Annotated in this window: 20 protein-coding genes; 11 read left to right on the top strand and 9 right to left on the bottom strand. The window is 67.8% G+C overall.

The features are described from left to right. Window positions 1-19: 19 nt before the first annotated feature. Both ASD37_RS30030 and ASD37_RS30025 read left to right on the top strand, forming a co-directional pair. Window positions 20-1,369 carry an MFS transporter gene (locus ASD37_RS30030; protein ID WP_235568596.1) on the top strand — a complete coding sequence of 450 codons (1,350 nt, stop codon included), beginning with the start codon at window positions 20-22 and terminating at the stop codon, window positions 1,367-1,369. Continuing rightward, window positions 1,369-2,115: a 3-hydroxybutyrate dehydrogenase gene (locus ASD37_RS30025; RefSeq protein WP_056560685.1), complete on the top strand. Its 747-nt coding sequence runs from the start codon at window positions 1,369-1,371 to the stop codon at window positions 2,113-2,115. The genes ASD37_RS30030 and ASD37_RS30025 overlap by 1 nt, the downstream gene beginning before the upstream one ends. Here the strand turns inward: ASD37_RS30025 and ASD37_RS30020 are convergent. Genes ASD37_RS30020 through fadD3 form a run of 5 tightly spaced genes read right to left on the bottom strand, consistent with a single transcriptional unit; the run spans window position 2,082 to window position 7,870 of the window. Next, window positions 2,082-3,275, bottom strand: a complete 1,194-nt coding sequence (locus ASD37_RS30020) for a pyridoxal phosphate-dependent aminotransferase (protein WP_056560682.1) — start codon at window positions 3,273-3,275, stop codon at window positions 2,082-2,084. The two genes, ASD37_RS30025 and ASD37_RS30020, sit on opposite strands and share 34 nt — an antisense overlap. A gap of 10 nt (window positions 3,276-3,285) precedes the next feature. Further along, a complete protein-coding gene (locus tag ASD37_RS30015; RefSeq protein ID WP_056560679.1) occupies window positions 3,286-4,227 on the bottom strand; it encodes an acyl-CoA dehydrogenase family protein in 942 nt (313 codons plus the stop codon). Then, complete coding sequence (locus ASD37_RS30010) at window positions 4,224-5,192, bottom strand: acyl-CoA dehydrogenase family protein (protein WP_056560676.1); 969 nt, start codon at window positions 5,190-5,192, stop codon at window positions 4,224-4,226. Before ASD37_RS30010 ends, ASD37_RS30015 begins: the two co-directional genes overlap by 4 nt. Before the next feature lie 9 nt (window positions 5,193-5,201). Beyond that, complete coding sequence (locus ASD37_RS30005) at window positions 5,202-6,335, bottom strand: acyl-CoA dehydrogenase family protein (RefSeq protein WP_056560673.1); 1,134 nt, start codon at window positions 6,333-6,335, stop codon at window positions 5,202-5,204. Further along, a complete protein-coding gene (fadD3, locus tag ASD37_RS30000; protein ID WP_056560670.1) occupies window positions 6,335-7,870 on the bottom strand; it encodes a 3-((3aS,4S,7aS)-7a-methyl-1,5-dioxo-octahydro-1H-inden-4-yl)propanoate--CoA ligase FadD3 in 1,536 nt (511 codons plus the stop codon). The genes ASD37_RS30005 and fadD3 overlap by 1 nt, the downstream gene beginning before the upstream one ends. 47 nt (window positions 7,871-7,917) lie before the next feature. Here fadD3 and ipdE1 point away from each other — a divergent pair, with 47 nt between their 5' ends. From ipdE1 to ASD37_RS29960, 8 genes are all read left to right on the top strand, one after another. Next, the gene (ipdE1, locus tag ASD37_RS29995) at window positions 7,918-9,066 is read left to right on the top strand and encodes an acyl-CoA dehydrogenase IpdE1 (RefSeq protein WP_056560667.1); all 1,149 of its coding nucleotides are present in this window, start codon (window positions 7,918-7,920) and stop codon (window positions 9,064-9,066) included. A gap of 5 nt (window positions 9,067-9,071) precedes the next feature. Continuing rightward, a complete protein-coding gene (ipdF, locus tag ASD37_RS29990; RefSeq protein ID WP_056560664.1) occupies window positions 9,072-9,860 on the top strand; it encodes a (5R,7aS)-5-hydroxy-7a-methyl-1-oxo-2,3,5,6,7,7a-hexahydro-1H-indene-carboxyl-CoA reductase in 789 nt (262 codons plus the stop codon). 72 nt (window positions 9,861-9,932) lie between these two features. Beyond that, entirely contained in the window at window positions 9,933-10,598 is a 666-nt protein-coding gene (locus ASD37_RS29985) for a response regulator transcription factor (protein ID WP_056560662.1), read from the top strand. Continuing rightward, window positions 10,595-11,608 carry a HAMP domain-containing sensor histidine kinase gene (locus tag ASD37_RS29980; RefSeq protein WP_056560660.1) on the top strand — a complete coding sequence of 338 codons (1,014 nt, stop codon included), beginning with the start codon at window positions 10,595-10,597 and terminating at the stop codon, window positions 11,606-11,608. The genes ASD37_RS29985 and ASD37_RS29980 overlap by 4 nt, the downstream gene beginning before the upstream one ends. A 2-nt stretch (window positions 11,609-11,610) precedes the next feature. Continuing rightward, window positions 11,611-13,125, top strand: a complete 1,515-nt coding sequence (locus ASD37_RS29975; RefSeq protein WP_056560657.1) for a DUF4153 domain-containing protein — start codon at window positions 11,611-11,613, stop codon at window positions 13,123-13,125. A gap of 32 nt (window positions 13,126-13,157) precedes the next feature. Then, window positions 13,158-13,751 (top strand): TetR family transcriptional regulator KstR2, encoded by a 594-nt coding sequence (gene kstR2, locus ASD37_RS29970; protein ID WP_056560654.1) that lies wholly within the window; start codon window positions 13,158-13,160, stop codon window positions 13,749-13,751. Between the two features lie 4 nt (window positions 13,752-13,755). After that, complete coding sequence (gene fadA6 / locus ASD37_RS29965) at window positions 13,756-14,904, top strand: steroid 3-ketoacyl-CoA thiolase FadA6 (RefSeq protein WP_056560651.1); 1,149 nt, start codon at window positions 13,756-13,758, stop codon at window positions 14,902-14,904. A 58-nt stretch (window positions 14,905-14,962) separates the two neighbouring features. Continuing rightward, complete coding sequence (locus ASD37_RS29960; protein ID WP_056560648.1) at window positions 14,963-15,877, top strand: hypothetical protein; 915 nt, start codon at window positions 14,963-14,965, stop codon at window positions 15,875-15,877. 22 nt (window positions 15,878-15,899) lie between these two features. Here the strand turns inward: ASD37_RS29960 and ipdC are convergent, their stop codons facing one another. Genes ipdC through echA20 form a run of 4 tightly spaced genes read right to left on the bottom strand, consistent with a single transcriptional unit; the run spans window position 15,900 to window position 19,364 of the window. Continuing rightward, a complete protein-coding gene (gene ipdC, locus ASD37_RS29955) occupies window positions 15,900-16,964 on the bottom strand; it encodes a (3aS,4S,5R,7aS)-5-hydroxy-7a-methyl-1-oxo-octahydro-1H-indene-4-carboxyl-CoA dehydrogenase (RefSeq protein WP_056560646.1) in 1,065 nt (354 codons plus the stop codon). Next, entirely contained in the window at window positions 16,961-17,722 is a 762-nt protein-coding gene (gene ipdB, locus ASD37_RS29950) for a cholesterol ring-cleaving hydrolase subunit IpdB (RefSeq protein WP_056560644.1), read from the bottom strand. Before ipdB ends, ipdC begins: the two co-directional genes overlap by 4 nt. Next, window positions 17,719-18,606 (bottom strand): cholesterol ring-cleaving hydrolase subunit IpdA, encoded by an 888-nt coding sequence (gene ipdA / locus ASD37_RS29945; RefSeq protein WP_056560641.1) that lies wholly within the window; start codon window positions 18,604-18,606, stop codon window positions 17,719-17,721. The genes ipdB and ipdA overlap by 4 nt, the downstream gene beginning before the upstream one ends. After that, on the bottom strand, window positions 18,603-19,364 hold the full coding sequence (gene echA20 / locus ASD37_RS29940; RefSeq protein ID WP_056560639.1) for a (7aS)-7a-methyl-1,5-dioxo-2,3,5,6,7,7a-hexahydro-1H-indene-carboxyl-CoA hydrolase: 762 nt from the start codon (window positions 19,362-19,364) through the stop codon (window positions 18,603-18,605). Before echA20 ends, ipdA begins: the two co-directional genes overlap by 4 nt. 53 nt (window positions 19,365-19,417) lie before the next feature. Between echA20 and ASD37_RS29935 the strand changes: the two genes are divergently transcribed. Continuing rightward, window positions 19,418-20,188, top strand: coding sequence for an SDR family oxidoreductase (locus ASD37_RS29935; protein ID WP_056560636.1), 771 nt, complete (start codon window positions 19,418-19,420; stop codon window positions 20,186-20,188). Window positions 20,189-20,200: the final 12 nt, after the last annotated feature.

Raw genomic sequence — 20,200 nt, 5'->3', positions numbered from 1 at the left:
GTGAAGAATGGAGAGTCACATGGCAGAGCCAGTACCGACCGGGTTGCGCCGCGTCGTCGCGGCCTCGATGGCGGGGACGGTGGTCGAGTGGTACGAGTTCTTCCTCTACGGCACCGCCGCCACCCTGGTGTTCAACAAGATCTTCTTCTCGGAGACCACGAGTGAGCTGAATGCCATCTTCCTGGCCTTCGCCACGTACGCCGTCGGCTTCGTCGCCCGACCGGTGGGTGGCGTGGTGTTCGGCCACTACGGCGACAAGTTCGGTCGCAAGAAACTCCTCCAGTTCAGCCTGGTCCTGGTCGGCGCCGCAACGTTCCTGATGGGTTGCCTGCCGACGTTCGGGCAGATCGGATACTGGGCGCCAGGCCTCCTGGTGACCTTGCGGTTCATCCAGGGCTTCGCCGTCGGCGGCGAATGGGGTGGGGCGATCCTGCTGGTGGCCGAACACAGCCCGGACCGCCAACGCGGATTCTGGGCCAGTTGGCCGCAGGCCGGCGTGCCCGCCGGCAACCTGCTCGCGACGGTCGTGCTGCTGGTCCTGACCGGGACGCTGTCCGACGCGGCCTTCCTGTCGTGGGGCTGGCGCGTGGCGTTCTGGCTGTCTGCCGTGGTGGTTCTGGTGGGCTACTACATCCGGACCAAGGTCACCGATGCGCCGATCTTCGTCGAGGCGCAACGGCAGGCCGAGCGGGTCAAGGCGTCGTCGTACAGCGTGGTCGAGGTGCTCAAGCGCTACCCGCGCGGCGTCTTCACCGCGATGGGTCTGCGCTTCGGCGAGAACATCATGTACTACCTGGTCGTCACGTTCTCGATCACCTATCTCAAGGTTCAGGTGGGTGCCGACACCAGCTCGATCCTCTGGTACATGCTGGTCGCCCACGCGGTGCACTTCGCCGTCGTGCCACTGGTGGGCCACTTTTCGGATCGGTTCGGCCGCAAACCCGTCTACATGGTCGGTGCGGTCCTCGGCGCCACGTGGGGCTTCTTCGCCTTCCCGATGATGAACTCGGGCAACTACGTCGTGGTGACCGCCGCCGTCACGATCGGCCTGGTGTTCCACGCGTTCATGTACGCCCCGCAGCCGGCCATCATGGCCGAGATGTTCCCGACACGGATGCGATATTCCGGTGTCTCCCTTGGCTATCAGGTGACGTCGATCGTGGCGGGCTCGCTGGCACCGCTGATCGCGGTCAAGCTGTTGGAGATCTACGACTCCTCGGTGCCGATTGCGATCTATCTCGCGGCGGCGTGTGTGATCACCTTCGTCGCGGTGCTCTTCACCAGGGAGACCAACGGCATCGATCTCGAGTCGCTCGACGTCGCCGACGCCGAGGACCTCGTCGCCGAGCGGCGCAGGGCCGCCGTCTGATGCCGGATCTCGACGGCCGTTCCGCGTTGGTGACGGGCGGGGCGAGCGGGATCGGGGCGGCGTGCGCGAAGGCGCTCGCCGGCCTGGGGGCGAAGGTCACGATCGCCGACGTCGATGCCGACGCGGCCGAGTCGCTGGCGGCCGAGATCGGTGGAAGTACTTGGGCCGTCGACCTTCTCGACGTCTCGGCGTTGGAGTCACTGCGGCTGGACGCCGACGTCCTGGTGAACAACGCCGGCATCCAGACCGTGGCGCCAATCCCCGAATTCGACCCGGCTCGCTTCCGCGCGATGCAGACGCTGATGGTCGAGGCGCCGTTCCTTCTGATTCGGGCCGCGCTGCCGCACATGTACTCCCAGGCTTTCGGCCGCATCGTCAACGTCTCGTCGGTGCACGGCCTGCGCGCCTCGGAGTTCAAGGTCGCCTACGTCACCGCCAAACACGCACTGGAGGGGCTGTCGAAGGTGACCGCGCTGGAAGGCGGGTCACACGGTGTCACCAGCAACTGCGTCAACCCCGGGTACGTGCGAACCCCGTTGGTGGCCAAGCAGATCGCCGACCAAGCCCGGACGCACGGCATCACCGAGGACGAGGTGCTCGACAAGGTGTTGCTGACCGAGAGTGCGATCAAGCGGCTGGTCGAACCCGACGAGGTCGGCTCGCTGGTTGCCTGGCTCGCTTCGTCGTCCGCGGGCATGGTGACCGGGGCGTCCTACACGATGGACGGCGGCTGGTCGGCCCGCTGACCGGCAAGCCACGGGCCCATCCGAGCCAGCGACTCGGTGACCTCGGCCGTGGCTCCGGCGAATGACAGCCGCACGTAGGACCCGCCGTGCACGGTGTCGAAGTCGACGCCGGGTGCGATTGCGACGCCGGTGTCGGCCAGCAGTCGGGCGCAGAAGTCCAGGGAGTCCGTCGAGTAGTCGGAAATGTCGGCGTAGACGTAGAACGCGCCGTCGGCGGGCGCCAGCCGGGGCAACCCGATCTCCGGCAGCCCGCGCAGCAGGAGCTCCCGGTTGACGGCGTAGTCGTCGACGAGGGCGTCGGCCTCGGCGATGGACTCCGGCGTGAACGCGGCGACCCCGGCGAGTTGGGGCAGCGTCGGCGGGCAGATCGAGAAGTTGCCGGTCAGCCGGTCAACCGCGCGGTGCAGGTGCGGCGGCACCAGGAGCCAGCCGAGGCGCCAGCCCGTCATCGCGAAGTACTTCGAGAAGCTGTTCACGACGATGGCGTCGCGGGAGGTCTCCCACGCGCAGCTCGTCGCGGGCGCACCGGGGTAGACGAGGCCGTGGTAGAGCTCGTCGCTGACCAGCTGAACCCCCGTCGTCTCACACCACGTCGCGATGGCGGCCAGATCCTCGGGGGGAATGACGGTGCCGGTCGGGTTGGCCGGGCTGGCGAGGATGAGGCCGGTGACGGGCGGGGTGATGGCGGCCAGCATCTCGACGGTCGGCTGAAACCGGGTCTCCGGGCCGCAGGGGATCTCGACGACCTCGCAACCCAAGGCGGAGAGGATGTTCCGATAGCAGGGATACCCCGGGCTCGGCACGGCGACGCGGTCGCCGACGTCGAAGCAGGCCAGGAAGGCGAGCAGGAATCCGTTGGTGGACCCCGTGGTCACGACGACGTCCCCCGAGCTGACCGTGATGCCGTAACGCTGCGGGTACGACTCGGCGATCGCTTCCCTCAGCTCCGGAATGCCAAGCGAGACGGTGTATCCCAGGTTGTGGTTGGCCAGGGCCTCGGCGGCCGCGGCACGGATGGGGGCTGGGGCCTGCGCGCTCGGCTGCCCCGCGGACAGGTTGACCAGATCGCCATGGGAGCGTTGGCGTTCCGCGGCGGCCAGCCACACGTCCATGACGTAGAACGGCGCGATCCCGGCCCGCTGGGCGACTCGGTGGCTCATCTCAGCCAGGCTAGAGCACCTCGGCTTCGAGCCGGCGCAGGAAGTCCCTTGGCGGTCCGAGCAGCTGCGCGCTGCCGTGGGCCCGCTTGAAGTAGAACTGGATGTCGTACTCCCAGGTGATGCCGACGCCGCCGTGCATCTGGATGGCCTCGCCTGCGACGGCGGTGAACGCCTCGCTGGCGGCCACTCGGGCCAGCGCCGCCGACGTCGGCGACGGCTCCTCCACCGCGTCGTCCACCAGGGCGCGCGCGGTCTGAACCAGGACGTAGAGGTCGGCCATCCGGTGCTTGAGCGCTTGGAAGCTGCCGATGGGTCTGCCGAACTGGACCCGCTCCTTGGTGTAGGCGACGGTCAGGTCGAGACACCGTGCGGCAGCGCCGATCTGTTCGGCCGCGAGGAGGATGGCCGCGACGTCGGCGAGCCCGGGATCCGAGCCGATCGTCACCGCATCTCCGACCTCGACCCGCGCGAGCCTGCGGGTGGGATCCATGGTCACGGCGGGGTGGGCGGTGAAGCTCGTCCAGCGGTCGAGCCTGCCGTCCTCGTTTGCGAGCACGATGTCGGCGATGTCACCGTTGACGACGTAGGCCGGATCGAACACGACCGCGCCGAGCGACGTGCCCGCGGCCAACGCCTCGAGCGCGTCGACGTCGGGCTCGTCGGCCGCCAGCAGGGCCAGCTCGGCCAGAGTGGTGCCCAGCAGGGGAGTCGGAACCAGGGCGCTGCCAAGGACTTCGAAGACGACGGCGGCGTCGGCGAGTTCGCCACCCGCGCCGCCCAGCTCCTCGGGAACGATCAGAGCGGCGGCGCCGACCTGCTCGCACAGCAACGTCCACAGCGATTCGTCGTAACCACGTTCGGACTCCATGGCGCGCCGAACCGCCTCGGACGTGGCGTGTTTCGCGACGATGGCCGCGACGGTGTCGCGCAGCATCTCCCGTTCTTCACTCATGACGCGCTCCCGGCGAGTGCCTCGAGCACGCGGCGGCGATGCCAGGTGGGGTCACCCCAGGCCGAGTGCAGGGCCTGGACCCGCAGGATCAGCAGGGAGAGGTCGTGCTCCTGGGTGTACCCGATGGCGCCGTGGGTCTGCAGCGCGGTGCGGGCGGCCAGCAGCGCCGCGTCCGATGCCGCCGCCTTGGCCGCGCTGACGTCGCGGGCGACGTCGGGCGAGTCGTCGGCGAGTGACAGCGCGGCGCCGTAGACCAGCGGCCGGGCCAGCTCGACGGCGATGTGCACGTCGGCGAGGGCGTGCTTGATCGCCTGGTAGGAGCCGATCACCCGGCCGAATTGGCTGCGCTGCTTGGCATATTCGACCGACCCGTCCAACATGGCCTGGCCCGCTCCGATCAGCTGAGCGGCGGTGGTCAACGCGCCGAATTCGAAGGCCCTCGCGGTGTCGGTGGTCCTCGCGTCGCCGACGGACGTGACGTCGAACGGGTGGCGCGCCGGGTCCACCGACTCGTGGCCCGCTCCGGCCTCGGCGTCCCACACCTGGCCGTCGGCGGCCAGTAGCACCAGTCCCGCGGCGTCGGCGTCGACGGCGCGGGGCACGCGGGGCGGCATCGCGACCGTGGCGATCAGCTCACCCGATGCCAGCGCCGAGCTGCGCTGATCTTCGGCCAACAGCACGGGTGCGACGGCGATCGACTCGGCGACGGGCCCGGGTACTCCCCAGCGGCCCAAGCGTTCCGCGGCCACCACCAGGTCGGTCGTGTGGGCGCCGATGCCGTCGAATTCCTCGGCCACCATCAGCGCGGTGACGCCGAGGTCGGCCAGCGTCGCCCACACCTTGCGGCCCGGTCCGGTGTCACCCGTCGACCATGCGCGGATGGCGCTCGGCACGTCGGCTGCGGCCAGGGCACCGTCGATGCTGGCGGCGAAGTCGCGCTGTGAAGTGTCCAACTCAAAGTGCACGGCGAAATCTCATTTCGGCTCCCGAGGCAGGCCCAGTAGCCGCTCGGCGATGATGTTGCGTTGAATTTCGTTGGTACCCGCATAGATTGGGCCGCCCAAGGCGAAGAGCAGGCCCTCGGTCCAGGAGTCGGCCAGCTCGGCGTCCGCGCCGCGAAGGTCGAGTGCGCTCTGGTGCAGCGCGACGTCGAGGTCGGACCAGAACACCTTGGTGACCGAGGACTCCGCGCCGAGCTCACCGCCGGCGGCCAACCGGGTGACGGTGCCAAAGGTGTGCAGCCGGTAGGCCTGTGCCTTGATCCAGGCGTCGGCGACGCGGTCGGCAAACGCGGGGTTGCGCTCCTGGTTCTTCCAGGCGTCGACCAGTCGTTCGGCCGGTGCCAGGAATCGCGCGGGGCTGCGCAGGGACATTCCGCGCTCGTTGCTCGACGTGCTCATCGCGGCGGCCCAGCCAGCGTCCACGGTGCCGATCACGTCCTCGTCGGGCACGAATACGTCGTCGAGGAAGATCTCGCCGAAGCCGGTCGCCCCGCCCAGTTGGGCGATGGGCCGGACCGTGACGCCCTCGGTGCGCAGGTCGAACATGAAGTAGGTCAGACCCTTGTGGCGTTGCGCGGCCGGATCCGTGCGGAACAATCCGAAGGCCTTGTCGCCGAACGGTGCCCGCGAACTCCAGATCTTCTGACCGTTGAGCTTCCAACCGCCGTCGGTCTTGGTTGCGGTGGACCGAAGCGAGGCGAGGTCGCTGCCGGACTCGGGCTCCGACCAGGCTTGGGCCCAGATTTCCTCGCCGCTGGCCATCTTGGGCAGGATGCGTTTGCGCTGTTCCTCCGTGCCGTGCGCGAACAACGTCGGCCCCAGCATGGAGGTTCCGTTGGCGCTGGCTCGGCCCGGCGCGCCGGCCCGGAAGTACTCCTCTTCGTAGACGATCCACTGCAGCAGCGTCGCGTCTCTGCCACCGAACTCCTTCGGCCATGCGATCACCGAGAGGCCCGCGTCGAACAGCACCTTGTCCCAGTGGCGATGCTGCTCGAACCCCTCGGCGAGGTCGTAGGACACGCGGGGGAAGTGCTCGGTGTTGGCGGCGAGGAAGTCACGCACCTCGGCGCGAAATTCCTCGGTTGCGTCGTCGAACGTCAGGTCCATCAACGGATCTCTCGCAGAAGCGGTTTGACCACTTTTCCTCCAGGGTTGCGCGGCAGCACGTCGACGAAGACCACCGACCGCGGGGTCTTGAAGTTCGCCAGGTGTTCTCGGGTGTACTCGATCACGGTCTTCTCGTCGAGGTGACGCTCCGCCTTGACCACGACGAAGGCCTTGCCGACCTCGCCGAGGCGTTCGTCGGGCACCCCGATCACGGCGCTGTCGGCGACCCCGTCGAGCCGGGCCAGGACCTGTTCGATCTCGGCGGGGTAGACGTTGAAGCCGCCGCAGATGTACATGTCCTTCAGGCGGTCGGTGATGCTGAGATTGCCCGCCGCATCCAGTACTCCGACATCACCGGTGTGCAGCCAGCCGTCGGAGTCGACCGCGGCGGCCGTGGCGTCCGGGTCGTCGAGGTAGCCGAGCATGACGTTCGGCCCGCGCAGCAGCACCTCGCCGGCCTCGGCGTCGCCGACCGCGTCGATCTTCAGCTCGAAGCCCGCGATCGGCCTGCCGCATGTCGTCGCGACGGTGACGGCGTCGTCGTCGGCCCGGCACATCGTGCCGAAACCCGTTGCCTCCGTAAGGCCATACGCCGTCAGTACGATGTCGATGTCCAGCTCGTCCTGCATCCGCTCGATCAACACGACGGGGACGACGGCGGCTCCGGTGACGGCGAACCGCAGAGACGTCAGGTCGTAGTCCGCGCGCTTGGGATGGTCCAGCAGGGTCTGATAGATGGTCGGCGGGCCGGGGAGCACGGTGATCCGTTGGTCCTGCACTGCCCGCATCGCCTTCTCGGGGTCGAACGTCAGCTGCGGAATCAGCGTGGCCCCCGTTTGCAGGCACGCCAGGATTCCGGCCTTGAAGCCGAAGTTGTGGAAGAACGGGTTGATGCAGAGGTAGCGGTCGCTGCTGGTGAGCTGACCGCAGGCGGCCCACGCGGCCGGTGCGTCGAGTGACTGCCGGTGGGCGCTGAGCACGCCCTTGCTGCGGCCCGTGGTCCCGGAGGTGAAGAGGATGTCGGACACGTCGTCCGGCGTGACGGCCGCGGCGCGCGTATCCGCGGCGTCGAGATCGGTTCCGCGGGCGACGAATTCGTCCCACGTGCCGTCGTCGTCTTCGATAGGCACCCGCACGACGTGCCGCAGCGCGGGCAGCGCCGCGCGGTCGAGTTCGGCGGTCTTGTCGGAGCCGAGGAACCGGCCCATGCCGATCAGCAGTGGCGCCGCGGTGCGGGCCAGGATGTCGGTGGCCTCGCTGGCGGTGTAGCGCGTGTTGAGGGGGACGACGACCGCGCCGGCGTACTGGATCGCCAGGCACGCGACCACCCAGTGCCACGTGTTGGGGGACCAGATCGCCACGCGGTCTCCGGCGTTGACGCCGAGGTCGACGATGGCTGCGGCGGCCTGCCTGACCTCGGTTCTGAGGTCGGCGTAGGTCAGCGTCCGGTCGTCGGTGACCAGTGCTTCGTGATCGGAGAACTCGCCCGTGACCCGGTTCAGTTCGCCGGGAATGGTCCTCGGCTGGCTCTCCATCGAGACTCCTCTAACAAAGCAAGTGCTTGGTAGGTTAGCCTACAGGGGTGATAGAGGTCCAGGAGTTCCGGGCCGAGGTCCGGCAGTGGCTCGCCGACAATCTCGTCGGCGAATACGCCGCGCTCAAGGGGCTCGGAGGGCCGGGTCGAGAACACGAGGCGTTCGACGAACGCCGAGCGTGGAATCAGCACCTGGCCGCGGCCGGGCTGACGTGTCTCGGGTGGCCGGAAGAGCACGGCGGGCGAGGGCTGAGCGTGGCGCACCGCGTCGCGTTCTACGAGGAGTACGCGCTCGCCAACGCGCCCGACAAGGTCAACCACCTCGGTGAGGAGTTGGTCGGGCCGACGCTCATCGCGTACGGAACCCCCGAGCAGCAGCGGCGCTTCCTGCCCAGGATCCTCGACGTCACCGAGCTGTGGAGTCAGGGGTACTCGGAGCCGGGCGCGGGCAGCGACCTTGCCAACGTGTCGACCACCGCGGAGCTTGACGGCCAACACTGGGTGGTCAACGGGCAGAAGGTGTGGACGTCGCTGGCCCATTGGGCACAGTGGTGTTTCGTCATCGCCCGCAGTGAGAAGGGCTCCAAGCGGCACGCCGGACTGTCCTACCTACTCATTCCGCTCGACCAACCCGGCGTCGAGATCCGCCCCATCGTCCAGCTCACCGGTGACTCGGAGTTCAACGAGGTCTTCTTCGACGACGCTCGCACCGACGCGGACCTGGTGGTGGGCGAGCCCGGTGACGGGTGGCGCGTCGCGATGGCCACGCTCACCTTCGAGCGCGGCGTCTCCACCCTCGGTCAGCAGATCCGTTACGCGCGAGAGCTGTCGGGCATCGTCGAGCTGGCCAAGAAGACGGGTGCGATCGACGATCCGGTCATCCGCGAGAAGCTGACGCGATCCTGGGTCGGCTTGAAGAGCATGCGGTCCTACGCGATGGCGACCATGGACGTCGAGCGTCCCGGGCAAGACTCCGTGTCGAAGTTGTTGTGGGCCAACTGGCATCGTGAACTCGGCGAGATCGCGATGGACGTCCAGGGCAAGGCAGGACTGCTGCTCGACGGTGGCGAATTCGACGAGTGGCAGCGACTGTTCCTCTTCTCCCGCTCGGACACGATCTACGGCGGTTCCAACGAAATCCAGCGCAACATCATCGCCGAGCGAGTGCTCGGCCTACCCCGAGAGGCGAGGGGATAGCAGCAGTGGATCTTTCGATTGCACCCAAGGAGATCGACGGTCACGGATTGCTGGCAGGCAAGGTCGTCCTCGTGACGGCCGCGGCCGGTACCGGCATCGGATCGGCCGCTGCCAGGCGCGCACTGGCCGAGGGCGCCGACGTCGTCGTCTCGGACTTCCACGAGCGCCGACTCGGCGAGACCCGGGACGAACTGGCCGCACTCGGACTCGGACGGGTCGACGCCGTGGTCTGCGACGTCACCTCGACCCCGGCGGTCGACGCGCTGATCACCGGCACCGTGGCCAAGATGGGCCGCCTCGACGTGCTGGTCAACAACGCCGGGCTCGGCGGTCAAACGCCTCTGGTCGACATGACCGACGACGAGTGGGACCGCGTGCTGAACGTGACGCTGACCTCGGTCATGCGGGCGACCCGTGCGGCGCTGCGGTACTTTCGCGACGTCGAGCACGGCGGTGTGATCGTCAACAACGCCAGCGTTCTCGGCTGGCGGGCGCAGCATTCGCAGTCGCACTACGCGGCCGCCAAGGCCGGCGTGATGGCGCTGACCCGTTGCAGCGCAATCGAAGCCGCCGAGTACGGCGTCCGAATCAACGCCGTGTCGCCCAGCATCGCCAGGCACAAGTTCCTCGAGAAGACCAGCAGCTCGGAACTTCTCGACCAGCTGTCGTCCGACGAAGCCTTCGGTCGCGCCGCCGAGCCGTGGGAAGTGGCCGCCACCATGGCCTTTCTGGCCAGCGATTATTCGAGCTACCTGACCGGTGAAGTGATCTCGGTGTCGAGCCAACGCGCCTAGCGGCGGACATCTGCACCGTTTCTTCACATTCGGTGCCCGAAAGCACCACGACCGGCACATACAGTCTGGGGTGTGAAGCGAATCCTGGTGGTCGACGACGAGCCGACCATCCTCGCCGCCGTGGCGACCCGACTGCGCGCCGAGGCGTTCCTGGTCGAAACGGCGGTCGACGGGCCGTCGGCGGTCGAGAAGGCCGCGGCCACCGACCCCGACCTGGTGGTGCTCGACGTCATGCTGCCCGGTTTCGACGGGTTGGAGGTGTGCAGGCGCATCCAGGCGGTGCGGTCGATGCCGGTGCTCATGTTGACCGCCCGCAGCGACGAGACCGACATGTTGATCGGCCTGGGCATCGGCGCCGACGACTACCTGACCAAACCGTTCAGCATGCGGGAGCTCGTCGCCCGCGTCCGAGTGCTGCTGCGCCGGGTGGAACGCGCGGCCGACGTGCAACCACTCGCGGTGGGGGACTGCCGAATCGACCTGCAGGCCCGCCGCGTTCACCGCGGTGACGAGGAAGTTCACCTCACCAGAATCGAATTCGATCTACTTGCCTTCCTCGCCGCCCGTCCGCGCGCCGCGGTGCCGAGGGAGACCCTGCTCGAGCACGTCTGGGGGTGGGCGTCCGGTGTCGAGACGCGCACCGTGGACAGTCACGTGAAGGCGTTGCGACGCAAGCTCGGAACCGAGCTGATCCGCACGGTCCACGGCGTCGGGTACTCGCTGGAGACGCCGCGGTGAGTAGTTGGTGGGACCGCTTACCCCGGCCGCTCGACCCGTTCGGGTCGTTCAAGGTGAAGATGGGACTCCTGGTCGGTGGCGCCATCACGTTGGCGGCCTTCACCTTCTGGATCGGCGCCAGCTGGCAGTTCCGCTACGCGCTGCTGGCCGCCCTTGCCACGTCCCTGATCCTCACGCAGTTCCTCGCACACGGCATGACGTCCCCGCTTCGGCAGATGACCGCCGCGGCAAGGGCCATGGCGCGCGGCGACTACAGCCGCCGGGTGCGTGCCACCTCCCGGGACGAGATAGGCCAACTGGCAACGGCATTCAACCAGATGGCCGCCGACCTCGGTGCCGAGGACGAGTACCGCCGCGGGCTGATCGCCAACGTCTCCCACGAGCTGCGCACGCCGATCACCGCGCTGCAGGCCGTGCTGGAGAACGTCGTCGACGGCGTCGTCGAACCCGACACCGAGACGATGCGGATCGCATTGGCGCAGACCGAACGCCTCGGTGAACTGGTCGCCAATCTGTTGGACCTGTCCCGGGTGGAGAGCGGCGTCATCACCCTGCAGCTAAAGAGTTTTCGGGTGGCCGAGTTTCTCGACGACGCCGTCACCCACGCATCGGCGTCGACCGACGGCGTCGACGTCGCGGTCTCGGTCGCGCCGGTCAACCTGGCCGCGGTCGCCGATCCCGCCCGCCTGCGTCAGGTGGTGGTCAATTTGGTGGACAACGCGATTCGACACAGCCCGACTGGTGGTCGGGTGTCGGTTCTCGCGTCGTCGGGCGACTCCGAACTGCGAATCGAGGTCGCCGACGAGGGGCCGGGCATTCCAGCCGCAGAACGCGAACGGGTCTTCGAGCGATTCACCCGCGGCGCCACATCGGCCGGTGGCACCGGACTCGGTTTGGCGATCGCTCGTTGGGCGGTCGAATTGCACGGCGGGACAATCGAAGTAATGAACGGCGGCCCGGGTTGCCGCATTGGTGTGACGATCCCCCAGTCGAAGGAGCAGGTCGCGTGACGATGACTCAGCAGCCACCGGGCCTGCCGCCACTGCTCGGCCCGTTGCCGCCTCGGCACGGCGAGCCCGGCTGGACGATGTGGTCGCACCGGGTATGGCCGCTCGACCCCCTGGCACGGGCGCCCCGCCGCGTCGTCGTGGCGGCGCTCGTCGTGGGTGTACTCGGCTCGGCGCTGTGGCGTCCGACGGTGCTGAGCATCGGCTATTTGGTTGCGGGAGTGATGATCTTCGCCGTCGTCTTCGGCACCAGCGAGCGTCGTCCCACCCGAGTGGAATGGCTGGGCATCGGGCTCACCCTGGCGTTGCTCGCTGTACCCGCCGTGCTGGCGGCGCAGTGGCTCGGGGTGCTGTGCCTCGTCGCGGCATGGTTGGTCGGGTGGTGCACGCTGGCCGGCGGGCGCACCTGGACTGCGGTGGCCGTCGCACCCTTCCTACCGTGGTTGCTGCCCTCCCGGGTGTCGGCCTGGGCGGGGCGGGCGACCCCGGAACTCGTTCCACGTGGGTCGTCGGCGCCGAAGCCGGGCCGAGTCGCCGCGGTGCTTGCCATCACCTTGGCACTTCTGGTGGTGTTCGGCGGTCTGTTCGCCGCGGCGGACCCCGCCTTCGCTCACGTCGTCGGCAACGTGGTGCCGTCCTTCGCCGTCGACGACGTGGTCTCGCGCGTGTTGGTCTTCGGGATGGTCGTCGCCTTCGTCCTCGCCGGTGGCTACCTGGTCCGGTTCGCGCCGCGGATCGACGCCATGGCTCCGGCGCAGCGTCGGCCCGTTCCGAGGTGGGAGTGGGCGATACCGCTTGGCGTGCTGGACGCGCTGTTCGTGACCTTCGTCGTCGTCCAGGCGACCGTTCTCTTCGGGGGTCACGACCACGTCTTGGAGACCGAGGGTCTGACCTACGCCGAGTACGCCAGGCAGGGGTTCTGGCAGCTGCTCTGGGTCTCGGCGTTGACGCTGTTGGTGATCAGCGTGGTCGTTCGCGTGGCCGGCCGCGCCTCGAGTGCCGACCGGCGACTGCTCCGCATCCTGGTCGGCACGACGTGCGTCACGTCGGTGGTGGTGGTGATCTCAGCCATCCACCGGATGTGGCTCTACCAGCAGGCATACGGCTTCAGCGTGCAGCGCGTCATGGTCGTCGCCATCGAGTCGTGGCTCGGCGTGGTGTTCGTCCTCGTCGCCGTGGCGGGCATCGGGATGACCGGCCGGTGGCTGCCCCACGCCGTGCTGGTCACGGGTGCGATGACGCTGCTCGTGGTGGCGGCGGTCAACCCCGAGCGGCTGATCGCCGACCGCAACGTCGACCGATACGAGGAGACGGGGCAGTTGGACGCGGAGTATCTGCTGTCTCTGTCGACGGACGTCGAGCCCGCAGTGGCCCGGTTGCCCGAGACGATGAGACAGTGCGCGAGATACCGTGACGACGCCCCGGATCCCTGGTTTGCCTTCAACCTGTCGCGCGCCGTGGCGAACCACGACGGCACGCCGCCGGCGGACGAGTGCGCGCAGTGGCGAAGCACCAGCTAGCCGAGCAAGCGCTTGGTTGATACTCTGATCATGTGGACAAGGCGCTTCCGAGTCGCCGCGACGAACTTCTCGAGCTCGCCGCGGCCATGTTCGCCGAACGCGGATTGCGGGCCACCACGGTTCGCGACATCGCGGATTCGGCGGGAATCCTCTCCGGCAGCCTCTATCACCACTTCAAGTCCAAGGAACAAATGGTCGAGGAGGTCCTTCGCGACTTCCTCGACTGGCTCTTCGGCCGCTACCAGGAGATCGTCGAGGGCGAGACCGACCCGCTGAAGCGCGTCGAGGGTCTCTTCATGGCGTCGTTCGAAGCCATCGAAGACCGGCACGCGCAGGTCGTCATCTACCAGGACGAAGCCAAGCGGCTGTCCTCGCTACCGCAGTTCGACTTCGTCGACGAACGCAATCGCGAACAACGAACCATGTGGGTGAACGTGCTCAAACAGGGCGTCGCCGAGGGCTGCTTCAGTGCCGACCTCGACGTCGACCTGGTGTACCGATTCATTCGCGACACGACTTGGGTGTCCGTCCGCTGGTACCAACCAGGTGGACCACTCACCGCCGAGCAGGTGGGAAGGCAGTACCTCGCCATCGTGCTCGGCGGAATCACCAACGAAGGAGATTGAACACATGGGTGAGGCCTACATCGTCGATGCCGTACGAACCGCGGTCGGCAAGCGCAACGGAGGGCTCTCCGGTGTTCACCCCGTCGACCTCGGTGCTGCCGCGTGGCGCGGCCTCTTCGACCGCAACGACGTCGACCCGGGTGCCGTCACCGACGTGATCGCCGGATGCGTCGACGCCATCGGCGGTCAGGCCGGAAACATCGCGCGCCTGTCGTGGTTGGCGGCGGGCTTCCCCGAGGAAGTGCCCGGCGTCACCGTCGACCGACAGTGTGGCTCCAGTCAGCAAGCCATTTCCTTTGGCGCACAGGCGATCATGTCCGGCACCGCTGACATGATCGTCGCGGGCGGCATGCAGAACATGAGCCAGATTCCGATCAGCTCGGCGATGATCGTCGGCGAGCAGTTCGGCTTCACCTCGCCGACCAACGAGTCGAAGAGCTGGTTGCACCGCTACGGCGATCAGGAGATCTCGCAGTTCCGCGGCTCGGAGATGATCGCCGAGAAGTGGGACATCTCGCGCGAGGAGATGGAGCAGTTCGCGTTGACGAGTCATCAACGCGCGCAGGAGGCGATCCGTGCGGGCTACTTCGAGAACGAGATCATCGCGGTCGACGGCTTCGTCACCGACGAGGGCCCGCGCGACACCACGCTGGAGAAGATGGCCGGGCTCAAGACCCTCGTCGACGGCGGCCGGCTGACCGCGGCGATGGCCAGCCAGATCTCCGACGGTGCCAGCGCGGTGCTGATCGCATCCGAGCAGGCGGTCAAGGACCACGGGTTGACGCCGCGCGCCCGGATCCACCACGTCAGCGCCCGCGGTGCCGACCCGGTGTACATGCTGACGGGCCCGATCCCGGCGACGCACTACGCGCTGGAGAAGACCGGGCTGACGATCGAGGACATCGACACCGTCGAGATCAACGAGGCGTTCGCGCCGGTCGTGATGGCGTGGCTGAAGGACACCGGCGCGGACCCCGCGAAGGTCAACCCGAGCGGCGGAGCGATTGCGCTCGGACACCCGTTGGGGGCGACGGGCGCCAAGCTCTTCGCGACGATGCTGAACACGTTGGAGCGCACCGGCGGTCGCTACGGTCTGCAGACGATGTGCGAGGGTGGCGGCACGGCCAACGTGACGATCATCGAGCGGCTGTAGCCGCTCTTCGTTCATTCACACAGCGCGGGCTGTCGGTGGCGCGGGGCACTATTCGGCCATGGCAGACCTGCAGTGGCCGTTCGTCGCGGCGGAAGCGCTGGCTGCGCGGCTGATTCCCGAACGCGCGATGCGGACGCTGTACGAACCGCTGTATCCAGGCGTCTACGTCCCCTGGGGAATCGAACCGTCCGCCACCGAACGGGCAAAGGCCGCGTGGCTGTGGTCGCACCGACGAGCCGTGGTGGCCGGTCCGTCGGCGGCGGCGATGCTGGGTGCGAAGTGGGTCGACGGCGCTCGACCGGCCGAACTGATTCACGACAATCGCAAGCCTCCGCGAAACCTCGTCGTGCACTCCGACGCGCACGCGCTTGACGAGACGCAGGACTGCAACGGAATCCGCGTGACCAACGCTGCAAGAACGGCGTTCGACCTTGGGCGCCGGACTACCGGGCGGGTGGCCGCCGTTCAGCTGTTGGACGCCTTGGCCAACGCGACGCACGTCACCGCGTCCGACGTCGAGGCGGTGATGGCAGCCCATCCGGGTGCCCGAGGCCTTCCGCGGCTACGCACCGTGCTGCCACTGGTGGACGGCGGTGCCGAATCGCCTCGCGAAACCGTCGCCCGGCTGGCGTTGATAGACGCGGGACTGCCGGCTCCGACAACGCAATTCGAGGTGTTCTGCAGGTACGGGGAGTTCATCGCGCGGCTCGACATGGCGTATGAGGACGTCAAGGTCGGCATCGAGTACGACGGTCCGCAGCACTGGACCGACCCGGCGGTACGTCAGCGCGACATCGACAAGCAATTCGAGCTGACGGCGTTGGACTGGCTGATGGTCCGGGTCAGCCGGGACATGATGCGGTACCGGCGACGGGAGTACGTCACGCGGGTGGAGTCGGCGCTACGCGAGCGCGGCGTCGTCCGCCCGTTCAGTGTGAATTTCACGACGCGTCAACGGCGTGTTGCGTCGTGAGGTTCACGAACGGGCAACCGCGTCAGTCGACGACGTGTCCCGCAGCGGCCCGCAGATGCGTGACCGCGTCGGCGACGATCGCCGGCACCAGCTCCGCGCACGACGGCAGGTCGTCGAGGATGCCCGCCACCTGACCCGACGCCAGCACACCGGCGTCGGTGTTTCCCTCGACCAGTCCGGCCTTCAGCAGCATCGGCGTGTTGGCCGCCATCACGATCTGCGACCAGGTCAGTTCCTTGCCGCGGCGCATGGCGAGGCCGTCCTTGACGATCGAGCGCCACGTCATGCCGGACATGTTCTTGAACTTCTGGGCGTTCAATACCGCCGCGGTGAAACCACGCACCGGCGAACCGCTTTCGAGCTTCTCGACGAGCCCGGTCCGCAGCACCCGGTGTGGCATTCCGTCGACGCGCTTGGACACGACGGTCGCGTCGAAGGCCGAGTCGAGGTAGCGGCGCTTGACATCGTCGGGCACGGTCGAGTCCGACGTCAGCAGGAAGCGGGTGCCCATTGCCACGCCCGCGGCGCCGTAGGAGAGTGCGGCGGCCAGGCCTCGGCCGTCGAAGAACCCGCCCGCCGCGATGACGGGGATGTCCACCGCGTCGAGCACCGACGGCAGCAGCAGCGTGGTGGCGACCGGACCGGTGTGGCCACCGCCCTCGCCGCCCTGCACGATCACCGCGTCGGCACCCCAGCCGGCGACCTTCTTCGCGTGCTTGGCCGCCCCGACCGATGGGATCACCACCACGCCAGCCTCTTTCAGCTTCGCGATCAGGTCGGGCTTTGGTGCTAAGGCGAAGGAGGCGACTTTGACTCCTTCGCGGATCAGGAGGTCGACGCGATCTCCGGCGTCGCCCGCGTCGGCACGCATGTTGATGCCGAATGGTTTGTCGGTGGCGGCCTTGACCTTCGTCACGGCGGTCGCCAGTTCCTCGAGTGTCATCGTCGCCGACGCCAGGATGCCGAGCCCGCCGGCGTTCGACGTCGCCGCGACCAGCCGTGCACCGGCGACCCAGCCCATGCCGGTCTGCACGACGGGATGTTCGATCCCGATCAGGTCGGTGAGCGGGGTCTTGAGATGGCTCACGACCGGATCTCGCGATCGCGCAGTGATTTCGGGTCGATCACCTCGCGGATCAGCCGCAGTTCCTCGTCCGACGGCACGCGGGACACCTCGGCCTCGGCCAGCCCGTGCACCTCGAACGACGTGTTCTCGGCGACCTGATCGGCCTCCACCCCTGGGTGCAGGGACAGGGCGCGCATTTGACGGTCGGGTCCGTTGAAGTCGAAGACGCCCAGATTGCTGACGACGCGGTACACGTTGGCGAACCGGAAGGCGGGGTTGTCGGCGTCGACCTTGTCCCAGCCGATGCCGGAGACGATGTCGACCGAGTTGCCGAAGACCCGCGCCGAGTGCGCGCCAACCCAGTAGCTGGTGGCGTGGTTGACGGTGTTGCCGGGAGCGCCTCGCACGCCGAACATTTGGCGCTTGGGCTGCTGAATGGGACCGAACGCCGACAGGTTCTGATTGCCGTAGCGGTCGATCTGGTTGGCGCCCATCACGACGTGGCGCCGACCCCAGGTGAGGGTTTCGAAGACGCGACCGAACGGCATCCAGCCCTCGATGGCGCCGGTGGCCCCCAGCGCGGGCGTGTCGGCCAGGATGCGGGCCTCGCCGTCGGTCAGCAGGATGTCGGGGGAGAACGTCAGCCGAGCCAGTCGCGCCCCGACCGACACCATGTTCGCCATCGGACTGACCATGATTTCACCTGCGTCACGGAACAATTCGGCGCATGCGACGGCGCATACCTCGGCGCGGGTGGCGGCAGTCGTTTCGGCGGTCATCGCGCATCTCCCTGCTGTTCGGCGAACTTGCGGACGGCGGCCTGGTAGTCGGCCTCGCTGCCCGAGAGGTAGACCTCGACGAACTCCGCCCAGGTTTCCTCGGACGCGGCGGCCTCGGCATAGTGACGCTGAAACTTCTCGTCCCGGCGGTAGTCCGGTTCGGCGGTGGTGAAGTGTGCCCCGTTGGGTGCTTCGACCACGCTGTCGACCATCATCCGGTTGACCAGAAGTGCCTGTGGCGGAACGGAAGCGACCAATTCCTCGGTCGAGACTACGCGCTCGACGCTCATCAACCGCTTCGTCGCCGACATCAGGAACAGGTCGTCGAAGTAGGGGTCGATGCCGGTGTAGGCCGCGTTGCCGTGCGCGTCGCCGAGGTTGAGGTGCACCAGTGCGGCGTCGAGATTCAGGGCGGGCATGGCGGCGAGTTCTTCGTAGGCGTCTCCGGTGGGATACGGGGACTTGACCGTCTTCAGCTCGTCACCCCAGAACGTACGGACGTCGCTGCCGAGGCCCGCCCGGATGGGGAGGAACGGAAGTCGTTGCGCGGCAGCCTGTAACCCGCAGCGCAGCATGCCCTCGTCCATCTCGCGTGCCTCGATCGCGCCGGTGGTCCTGGCCTTGGCGAACCACGGATCGTAGAACGGTGGTGAGTCCAGCGAGACGAAGCCGTAGTAGGCGCGCTTGACCTTGCCCGCCGAGCACAGCAGGCCGAGGTCGGGTCCGCCGTAGGCGACGACGGTCAGGTCGGTGACGTCGGTGCGCAGTAAGGCTCGGACGAGGGCCATGGGCTTGCGCCGCGACCCCCAGCCGCCGATGCCGATGGTCATGCCGCTCTCGATCGAGGAGACGGCGTCGTCGAGCGTAGTGATCTTGTCGGTCATGCCTTTTCGGATCCCTTCGAGGTACCGGCAAATGCGTCGCGGTGCTCATCGGAGACGCCTGACAGGTTGAGCTCGAACGTAAAGCCCTGTTCCATGCGGTATCTGGCGTTGGGCGGCTGGACGTCGATCAGGTTGAGGGCCTCCTTGGCCGCGCGAATCACGCGGGTGTCCTTGGAGGCGATGTCGCGGGCGACCCGCAGTGCGGACTCGTCGAGGTCGGCGCGGGGCACCACCTCGTGCACGGAGCCGAACTGGTGCAGGGTCGCGGCGTCGACCGTGGCGGCGGTGAAGAACAGCCGGCGCATCATGTGCTGCGGGACGAGTCGCGACAGATGGGTGGCCGCGCCGAGCGCGCCGCGCTCCACCTCCGGCAGGCCGAACTTCGCGTCGTCGGATGCGACGATTACGTCGGAGTTTCCGACCAGTCCGATGCCGCCGCCCACGCAGAATCCGTTGACGGCCGCGACGACGGGAACTTCGCATTCGTACACCGCGCGGAAGGCGTGGAAGCATCCGCGGTTGGCGTCGATGAGTGCGGTGAACCCGTCGGTCTTCTGCATTTCCTTGATGTCGACGCCCGCGTTGAAGCCCCTGCCCTCGGCGCGGAGGATCACCACGTGGGTGTCCATGTCGCGCCCGGCGGCGGTGATGGCGTCGCCGAGTTCGAACCATCCTCGCGAGGGGATGGCGTTCACGGGTGGATAGTCGACGGTGACCGAGACGATGCCCGGTTCCACGGTCTTGGTGGTGATCGTCATACCAACTCCTGGGGCGGCTACCTAAGCAAGCACTTGCTTGGTACGCTAGCACAGTGACCGACACGGCTGGAATCAATCTTCGACTCGCCGGCCGCGTGGTTCTGGTGACCGGCGGCGTGCGGGGCGTCGGTGCTGGCATCAGCGCCGTATTCGCCGGTCAAGGGGCGACGGTCGTCACGTGCGCTCGCCGTCCCGTCGACGGTCTGCCGTACGAATTCGTCGCATGCGACGTCCGCGACGACGACTCGGTCAAGGCCCTCGTCGACGGGATCGTTGAGCGCCACGGCCGACTCGACGTTGTGGTCAACAACGCGGGCGGCTCGCCATACGTGCTCGCCGCCGACGCGTCGGCCAGGTTCAGTACCAAGATCATCGAGCTGAATCTGCTAGGGCCGCTGTCGGTCTCGCACCATGCCAACGAGCACATGCAGAACCAGGAGAACGGCGGCTGCATCGTCAACGTCTCCAGCGTGAGCGCCCGTCGGCCCACGCCGGGGACGGCCGCCTACGGCGCGGCCAAGGCCGGCGTCGAAAGCCTCACCGCCACACTGGCGGTGGAATGGGCACCCAAGGTGCGGGTGAACTCGCTCGTCGTCGGCATGGTGGAGACCGAGCAGTCCGAACTCTTCTACGGTGACGCGGAGTCCGTCGCCGCCATCTCTGCCAACGTCCCGTTGGGCCGGCTCGCCAAGCCGGCCGACGTCGGCTGGGCAGCCGCGTTCCTGTCCAGCGACGTCGCGTCCTACATCAGCGGAGCATCACTCGAGGTGCACGGCGGCGGAGAGCCACCGCACTACCTCGCCACCACCACTGCAATCAAATAACCGAGGAGACAA

The sequence above is a fragment of the Mycobacterium sp. Root135 genome (genome assembly GCF_001426545.1).
Lineage (GTDB): Bacteria > Actinomycetota > Actinomycetes > Mycobacteriales > Mycobacteriaceae > Mycobacterium.
Note: the sequence above shows the minus strand (reverse complement) of the source record. Positions and strands in the feature narration are given on the sequence as shown.

Coding starts and splice junctions, on each gene's coding strand:
- ASD37_RS30020 (WP_056560682.1), bottom strand. CDS start 3,275: ATGAGCCACCGAGTCGCCCAGCGGGCCGGGATCGCGCCGTTCTACGTC.
- fadA6 (WP_056560651.1), top strand. CDS start 13,756: ATGGGTGAGGCCTACATCGTCGATGCCGTACGAACCGCGGTCGGCAAG.
- ASD37_RS30005 (WP_056560673.1), bottom strand. CDS start 6,335: ATGGACCTGACGTTCGACGACGCAACCGAGGAATTTCGCGCCGAGGTG.
- ipdB (WP_056560644.1), bottom strand. CDS start 17,722: ATGACCGCCGAAACGACTGCCGCCACCCGCGCCGAGGTATGCGCCGTC.
- ASD37_RS30015 (WP_056560679.1), bottom strand. CDS start 4,227: ATGAGTGAAGAACGGGAGATGCTGCGCGACACCGTCGCGGCCATCGTC.
- ASD37_RS29960 (WP_056560648.1), top strand. CDS start 14,963: ATGGCAGACCTGCAGTGGCCGTTCGTCGCGGCGGAAGCGCTGGCTGCG.
- ASD37_RS29975 (WP_056560657.1), top strand. CDS start 11,611: ATGACTCAGCAGCCACCGGGCCTGCCGCCACTGCTCGGCCCGTTGCCG.
- ipdA (WP_056560641.1), bottom strand. CDS start 18,606: ATGACCGACAAGATCACTACGCTCGACGACGCCGTCTCCTCGATCGAG.
- fadD3 (WP_056560670.1), bottom strand. CDS start 7,870: ATGGAGAGCCAGCCGAGGACCATTCCCGGCGAACTGAACCGGGTCACG.
- ASD37_RS30025 (WP_056560685.1), top strand. CDS start 1,369: ATGCCGGATCTCGACGGCCGTTCCGCGTTGGTGACGGGCGGGGCGAGC.
- ASD37_RS30030 (WP_235568596.1), top strand. CDS start 20: ATGGCAGAGCCAGTACCGACCGGGTTGCGCCGCGTCGTCGCGGCCTCG.
- echA20 (WP_056560639.1), bottom strand. CDS start 19,364: ATGACGATCACCACCAAGACCGTGGAACCGGGCATCGTCTCGGTCACC.